This window comes from Clostridium sp., from assembly GCF_032576335.1.
Classification (GTDB): Bacteria; Bacillota; Clostridia; order Oscillospirales; family Acutalibacteraceae; genus Faecalispora.
Map to the genome: position 1 here is coordinate 25,738 of NZ_JAWFXC010000019.1, position 7,667 is coordinate 33,404.

The 7,667-nt window shown below is 41.7% G+C and carries 9 protein-coding genes; 2 read left to right on the top strand and 7 right to left on the bottom strand.

Annotated elements, in window-relative coordinates; genetic code table 11:
- Nucleotides 1–10: 10 nt before the first annotated feature.
- The 6 genes from E7L17_RS14075 to E7L17_RS14100 form a co-directional block, all read right to left on the bottom strand.
- Nucleotides 11–883: a hypothetical protein gene (locus E7L17_RS14075; RefSeq protein ID WP_316323768.1), complete on the bottom strand. Its 873-nt coding sequence runs from the start codon at nucleotides 881–883 to the stop codon at nucleotides 11–13.
- On the bottom strand, nucleotides 880–2,334 hold the full coding sequence (locus tag E7L17_RS14080) for a hypothetical protein (RefSeq protein ID WP_316323769.1): 1,455 nt from the start codon (nucleotides 2,332–2,334) through the stop codon (nucleotides 880–882). Before E7L17_RS14080 ends, E7L17_RS14075 begins: the two co-directional genes overlap by 4 nt.
- A 282-nt stretch (nucleotides 2,335–2,616) precedes the next feature.
- A complete protein-coding gene (locus E7L17_RS14085; RefSeq protein WP_085832119.1) occupies nucleotides 2,617–3,006 on the bottom strand; it encodes a phage tail assembly chaperone in 390 nt (129 codons plus the stop codon).
- A 12-nt stretch (nucleotides 3,007–3,018) separates the two neighbouring features.
- A complete protein-coding gene (locus tag E7L17_RS14090; RefSeq protein WP_085832118.1) occupies nucleotides 3,019–3,459 on the bottom strand; it encodes a phage tail tube protein in 441 nt (146 codons plus the stop codon).
- A gap of 13 nt (nucleotides 3,460–3,472) precedes the next feature.
- A complete protein-coding gene (locus E7L17_RS14095) occupies nucleotides 3,473–4,738 on the bottom strand; it encodes a phage tail sheath subtilisin-like domain-containing protein (protein WP_316323770.1) in 1,266 nt (421 codons plus the stop codon).
- Between the two features lie 14 nt (nucleotides 4,739–4,752).
- Entirely contained in the window at nucleotides 4,753–5,232 is a 480-nt protein-coding gene (locus tag E7L17_RS14100) for a DUF6838 family protein (RefSeq protein ID WP_316323771.1), read from the bottom strand.
- A 90-nt stretch (nucleotides 5,233–5,322) separates the two neighbouring features.
- Between E7L17_RS14100 and E7L17_RS14105 the strand changes: the two genes are divergently transcribed.
- On the top strand, nucleotides 5,323–5,670 hold the full coding sequence (locus E7L17_RS14105; protein ID WP_316323772.1) for a hypothetical protein: 348 nt from the start codon (nucleotides 5,323–5,325) through the stop codon (nucleotides 5,668–5,670).
- A gap of 256 nt (nucleotides 5,671–5,926) precedes the next feature.
- On the top strand, nucleotides 5,927–6,148 hold the full coding sequence (locus E7L17_RS14110; protein ID WP_316323773.1) for a hypothetical protein: 222 nt from the start codon (nucleotides 5,927–5,929) through the stop codon (nucleotides 6,146–6,148).
- A gap of 68 nt (nucleotides 6,149–6,216) precedes the next feature.
- On the opposite strand, the gene E7L17_RS14115 is transcribed toward E7L17_RS14110, so the two are convergent.
- Entirely contained in the window at nucleotides 6,217–7,392 is a 1,176-nt protein-coding gene (locus E7L17_RS14115; RefSeq protein WP_316323774.1) for a hypothetical protein, read from the bottom strand.
- Nucleotides 7,393–7,667: the final 275 nt, after the last annotated feature.

Here is a 7,667-nt window from a genome sequence, read left to right on the forward strand (position 1 = left end):
ACCAACCTAACTATTTGTAGCTGATTCCGCCTTTGAAATTGCGAGCTTTAGTAGCATCTTCTTCCACCCATTTTTTCAAGGTGTTTCCGATCCAATCAAAAGTATTCTGCATCTTTTTAGCACCCTCTTCCTTTGGCTTTTGGGACGATAAAAAAGATGCAGTATATGGATGTAATTCGAATATAACTGCTTTATTTGTTACAGTCTTTCCTGTATCTTTTTCTGTGATTACAGTCTTATTGGTCTGTGAAGTGCCAGATTGTGATATGCTAGGTGTTCTATTCCACGGTAATTTATCAAGAGTACTATCAATCGCATTTTTTGCTTTTCCCAACACGGAACCAATTGTATTAACAATCTTTCCGAATTGCATCTCAAAATCTTTTATTCGTTTTCTGTCTAAGCTATATGGAGTGATTTTATTATCAAAAACGATAACCTTAGGTAGCGCGGGTGCTTTTCCAGGACGCTTAACATATGGAACATCCGTTGTTTTCACTCCAGCAGCCTTATACTCCGTTACCTTTACTGTTACGTTATAAATGCCGGGGTATTCTTCCTTTTTGCTGTACCCTGTTAAGTATCCGGACATTGACTCATTTCGATTCTTTGAAACAAATATAAATCGGCTTGGGTCTTTGGTGGCAAGCAACACCTCAAAACCTGTAAAAACTTTACTGGCAGCAGTCCAATTTGGTAGCTGGCTCGTGTTTTGCTCCGTCATTTCACATTCAAATGACCAGGTTCGAAGCTTTCGGGATTCCGGCACCGGGAAAAAGCCTTGCCCGATGCCATCGTAAGAGGTAATTTCGCGTTCGCTGTTATCCTCTACATTCTTTATCCCATAAAGCAAAATACCACCCAAATTTACATAATAGGTCATGCATACACCCCCGCTGGCTGCGTTTGTAGATTTTGATATACAATGTCGCCTAAGCTATGGTTAATTTCGTTCAGGTCAGCCGTCTGGCTCACATTCTGGTTCTGAATGATTACCTGTGGCACATATTGCTGCATACGGAATACCGCCATTGCTTTCTGTGCTGCCAAATCAAACTGATAACGTAGCACTTCTTTTTCAATTTCCATTTTACCAGTTACCGGGATAGGTGCCGTATTGGTAACTTCTGTTTGAAGAGGAGATGCGCTTAACCCAGCAGTTTTAGAATTTGCATTCGGATTCTGAGCTTTTTGCTTATCCATCGCACTTTGAGCAGTCTCCTGTGCTTCCTTCATCTCTTTAAATATCCCTTTATTATCCGTCGTATCTGGCAGCAATTTATCTAAAGCAGCAAATGCCGCAACACCAGCCACACTGCCTGTTATGGCTCCAATAATTTGTATGATATTACCGGATGTAATGCCGCTTGCTAAATTCATTACTTCCGTCATAATTGCCGCCATTTTCATTGCCGTCTGGTAAATCGTCAATGCAATAACAACCGCACTTAAAACAGGGATTAATATGTTACTGTTTTCCGCTACCCACTGAATTGCACTGCCAAGCATCTGCATTCCGTTACCGACTACATTGAAGAACCAATCAAAACCGCCATTTAATAATTGCTCATTGAGTTGCTGTAGCATCATAGCGAGACCCTGCACCACGGCACCGGACTGGTCTCCCATTGCAAACTGCATATTTTGCCCAAACATCGCTGCTTGTGTCTGCAATGAATTAAAGTTATCCATCACAGTTTCCTGCGTTGCTCCAAATTCATCAAAAACTCCAGTCAGGTAATCAATTGCGCCGCCCATATCGCCACTTCCAGTCAAACCCGTTACGGTATTCTCATCCACACCGGTAATATTGTAATTACCCTGTACCGCAGAAGCATCACCTGACAACAGTGACTGAACGGAAGAAATTGCTGTATCTGCCCCTTGAGAGGGGTCGCGTGCGTAAAGACGCTCCGCTAATCCATACATTTGATTTAACTGACCCATATCACGTGTTAATGGTGCAAATGCTTTTGTTGCGTTTATTGTACCATCTACACCCAAGACGGATTTTTGCGCTCCATATGCTTCTGCATAATCATAAAGCGCAGATCCGGCTGATTTACTGCCCAGCATCGATTGCATTGAAATCTTTTGTACCTGCTGATTTTCCGCATTTTTAATGCCACTTTTAAAGAAGTCTAGTGCACGCTTACCAAGCTTGGCTTTTGATATCAATTCAGCCATCTTACTATTGATTTTATCCATTCCATTGGAAGCATTATTAGAAGCGTCTTTTATGCTAGATAGCCCCGTTTTAAACTCCAGTGTTGCTGCCGAAGCCATTTTTTTATATTTTTTAAAGCTTTTTGTTGACTGCTGAGCTTTTTCCATATCAGAAGTATATTTTTCTACTAAATTTATTAAACCTTCTAAAGTATTAGCGATTGAGATCACCCCTTTCCCATTGAATTTTTGGGCAATAAATCATAGAGCCAGAAGCGGCGGAAATTCCGCCGCTTTATTTTTTTCGCATCTCACTATTCACAATCAAGTCACTTGCAATAATGAATGCTCTCTCCTGTACCGGCAGCTCCATAAAATCATGAGGAAGTAAATTGTGGTTTTGCAGGGCCAGATGTGCATAGAAGCAAAAACCATCCTCGCCCTGCTCGATTAGTTTTTTGCTTCATCCACCTTATTTCCAAAATCGATGGTTACGTCTGCATGCTCATTATAAATATTGAGCAGTGCGCCAATTTCACCTGCGGTAAACATCGTCTTTAGCGCATCCGTAGGGCTCAAAATTCTTCTGCCTTCTTTTTCAGAAAGAGCATCCAGCAATTCGGCACTGCTCAAATTCGGGCTCACCAAGCTCAGCGCAATGGTGGGGTAAAGAGCCTCCAAGCCCTTAAGACCCTTTGTTTGAACCTCAGCGGACATCTGTCCCATTTCATCTGCATTGAGTGCGCGCATTTCAAATTCTGCGTCACCAAAGCTATCCAGCTTAAATGTAACGTTCGGTTTGCGATTCGGGTGCAAAAACTGCATCAAAGATTTATCCATAGTAAAGCCTCCTTATGCCAAGTCAAAGTCGTTAAATGTAAATGAAGTCTCAATGGTCTGCGCGTTGTCACTGCTGTCATCCAGCGCAATCAAACCAATATTCGCCAGCACTACATCCGACAAAGTTACGCCGATGCGTTTACTCTGCGAGCTGGCAGAAGCCGCATAAAACTGCAGGCTAATATTGGGTACCGCACCGCCGTTTTTATAGTCGCGCATTGCTTTAATAAATGCAGGTGTGGTGTGGTAATACGTCATATCGCCACTGCCCTTCAGGCCACGCTGTGCCGCCTGCTCCATGGGGTCATTTAAGAACCTTCTGTTTTCAACCACTGCCTCCAGCTTTGCATTGATTTTGGAAACCTTAAATGCAGAGACAATCGAACCGTTTAGTCGAATAAATGCCTCACCGTCATGTCCAGAAAAAACATCCTGTAATCTTGTTTTAGCCATTCTTCAATCCTCCTTAAAGTGCTGTTACGGTAACATAGATTTTATCAACCGTATCTACCGCCTTAATGCCAACTACTACATTGACTGCATCACGCTCTGAACCAGCATCCACGGTAATGTCATCTGCAGAGAAGCCCTCCACATATCCCGGGGCAAGGTAATTTTGTGTGGTCATTTCAAATACCATTGCTTTAATCTGTGCGCGGCCCTCTACACTATTGCGAATTTTACCAACACACTTGGTGTCTAGCAGCTTCTGCAGGTCGCCCTGATATTTTTGAAGTGTACGCATCACCAAACCCTTGCCAAAGTCCTTCGGGCGTCTGTCATCAAATTTAGTCAGACTGGTAATGTCATACAAGACTGCCGGAGATCCGTACAGCGGCACAAACAGAACTTCGCCCTTCTGCGTTCTGTCAATCTGCTGGTCACGGGTCAAATGGGGTTTTACATCTGTCCAACCAGTGATACCTCGGCTATAAGTAAGGCTATTCTCCACACCTGCTTGAGCAATCAAGCCAGCAATAGTCGCACAGGCCTCTGCCGGGGTCAACTCATAATCAACCGTAACACCACCGGTAGAATTGCATACGTAAATGTTTTCGCAGTTCGGGTTCATACCGGTTACAACACCCTGCACATACGCTTTATTGGCATTCTGCTCCTGAACAAAGGCTACAACAGACTCTGCCATAGCTGCATTTGTGCTGCAAACCACATTAAACTCACGTTTTTCCAGTTCAGAGAAAAAGGCGGTATAATCACTTTCCGTAGTTCCGTCTAGACCACCGCTCAGTTTTACCGTAACCGCCTCCAATTCACCAGAGCCGGAAAGTGCTACATAATACGGTGAATACTCTGCCGCAGACGAAATTGTCTGGGAATCTACCTCCTGCGTACCAAGGTAGGTTTTCACCAGCCACTTTTCACCGCTGGCACTAACAATAACAGAAAGGTCATTTCCGCGAGAACCAGCATATACTGCTTCTGCTGTAATTGCGGAACTCAACTTTGCGGATGCCTTTGCACCTGCTGCGTTGAGTCGATACAAAATGAGTTTCTTCGCTCCGTTCATCACTTCACGAATCAGCTTCATTGAGGGATCCGTAATTTTGTAACCCAGAGAAAAAAGTGTATTATCCCCTGCGTTGATAACGGTCACTTGTTCGCCCCACCGAAGAGGAAGTGCCATTGCCACAACACCGGTAACACTCAAATCATCCTCACGCGCGCCGGCTTTCAACTCAATGTTTGTGCCTGGTAAGATTTTTGTAATCAATCTTCATCAGCTCCTTAAGAAGTTATATTTTGGTCTGCGTGTCCAATGATCGCATCATCAGGCACAACAGTTTCCCATACCTTTACTGAACTGGTCATGTAGGCCAGTCCCTCTTCCACACTCGCACTGCTTGCAAAACAACGAAAGCTGCTTGTGTCGTTTTCCATCATATCTAAATTCTGCTCCAGCAGAAACATGGCATTTTGCAAATCTCTGCGTTCCGTACCTTCCACTGGAACATACGTAATTTTCAGTCCAAATTCAAATTCTGCTGTATGCCTAAGCTTCTTTTTATTGGTCATCCAATCGCAATCAATAAAAAATGCAGGTGCTTTCGCAATTTGCGGCAGTCCAATGTATATTGCCGCATCTGGAAACAATGTGGCAGTAAGCTGTGCCCCAGCTAACGTTAACTGATCCAGAATTGTTAAAGCTCCATTGTCCATTGCATCTCGCAGAGACTGCGAAATGATTATTTTTTCAGATACTTGCATAATACGCCTCCAAAATAGAATAAATTGTATATCCAATAACTCCCAAATACTATATGTTGATAACTCGGTTGAAATTGTGGAATCACTTTTTTGCTTTGCCGACATATTTTAAAAGAAATGAAAAGAAATGTGGTGATGCAAGTGAACGCGAGTTACAGAATTTCAATGCGCACTCCAATCGGTTTGCAAAGCGGAGTACTTTTTATTGCGGAAGAAGGAGAAAATATTCGTGGCTCCATTCGCACAATGGGGAATACAAGCTATTTTAAAAATGGAAAATTAAAAGATAATACATTTGAATTTTCAGGGATTTTAAATACTGGTTTAATGCGGTTAAAATATAATGCAAAGGGAAAAATAACAGAAAATAAGTTAGATGCAACGGTGAAAACCGATTACGGCGTTTTTCCTTTAGCAGGTATGCGAATCGAATCTTAAATGACCTTTTTTCTTCTTTATCACATCACGGTCTCTCTATTACACCCAACAAACCTTTGATTTCTTTCTCTCTTAAGAGCAAGTTTTATTTTATTTATATTTTTTTAAAAATACGATTAAGAAAAACCCTTTGCAATTACAGTTTCTCTAGTAATTGCAAAGGGTTTAAAAATTTGGATGGCTTAGTGCTCGGATAGGAAAAACAAAATCGAGAAAACTAAGGACGTACAATTTTATGGAAAGGAGATTGTTTCAATTGACAGATTATTCAGTAGAAGAAACTGCAATGCTTTATTCTGCTCTACAATCCAATAAAGATCAATTAATAGGGCAATTGCAAAACCCATATCATATAGAAGATGTAAACGAAGCCGGCGAAGGAATTCGTACGCTTCAACCGCTCATGGCAAAAGTTAAACAAGATTATATTTCACGTGGTGGAGATGCCTCTAATCTGCAACACCAAAAACACCTGTAATGCAAAAAGAAAACAGCGCTTGAATCTATATAGATTCAAGCGCTGCTTTATAATTGAATTTTTAAATTTTAATATAGTACAATGGTGTCATCCTGTACAGCACACCCACATTCATAGCTTTGCTGCTGTTTTGTTTCCAAATCATAAATGGAATTAAAAACATAAGAATCCGTTTCATCGCTAATAATATATTCTGCCACTAAATAACGATCCTCTATGCAAGCAACAAACTGCCCCAACTCCTTGCTGTATTGACTGCTTACCTTAGTATTTAGTACACCTTGTATTTCATATGTATCCTCCAACTCGGTCACACGATAAATCCGTGCAGGAGTAGGCTCAATAAAAAAGCTTGCTGGTTCCTCATCATCTTTTAGATTCAATTCTGCAACCACCGTTTTTTTGCTTCCAACTTTTTCCACCATGCAAATGCGCTGGTCACTATTGGGGTAATATTTTGCGCGGAAATATAGGCTATGTTCATCTTGACCTACATAACGCACCAGGCCCTGTGTTCCGGCGCTCAGAAGAAGCTCCAACGGCAAGTGTGTCTCATCTGCTTTTACGGATACAACAAAATCAAGCAACGGGCAAAGCCAAACGTTATCGTTAATTTCATCCCCTAACCATCTGCGATTCCGATAACATTTTTCTTTTTCTTCGTCGCTGCCATATGGTTCTAAAATCAAAAGCATTCGTTCACCGGCCGCGTCAAACGCAATCAGCTTTTCAGCGGATAGGTTGCAAATACGCTTATCTCTTACATAATAATAACGCTCTTCCTCAATATCATAAAGGTAAGCAATTCGTTCAAAGCCGGAAGCCTTTTTGTATTCTTCAAACAAGTGCTTGTGCGATTCATTTTCTTCTGTATAAAAAATCACGCGGCTTTCATCCAGTGCCATGCAGTCTGAAAAGCTACCAATAAAACGTAATTTCTCCGAGTTTTTCTCCTGACCGGTCTGCTTGTCAAAACGCAAAAGTCGTGCAGAACTATCCCCATTTTCCATAATTACAAGAATATCATTGGGGAACGAAAAAAAGTGAAGGACCACAGAGGGGTCTCCCAAAAAACAATTGGCTATCATGCGTTCCGTTTCAGTTTTTCTATCATATTCAAGCAAAAACAGGCTGTAATGCCCTTCCTCAGCTTTTTCTTCTGCATAGTATACCGTTGTCTCACTTATTTCAATCAGCTTTACATGGCTGTCAGTGACCTTGTTGCGTAAATCCACAACCGTCATTTCATTCCCCCGCTTTCCTGCCGGTTGCAGCTATTCCGCCCGGCTATATCGTAAATCATAACTAAAAGTCTATATAACAATACGATAATTATATTCTAATCAGCTTACCTTAATATAAATGCTTTAGCCAAATGCCGAGGCAAGCGATTCAATGCTCTCTCAGGCGTCGAAAGCTCTGCTTTCGGTCACGCCGTGAGGTTATTCAATCATTTCATTACAATTGCCCACTAGTAAAATCCGCATTGTCTTTTCAGCACTTACGCGGATGATTCAAT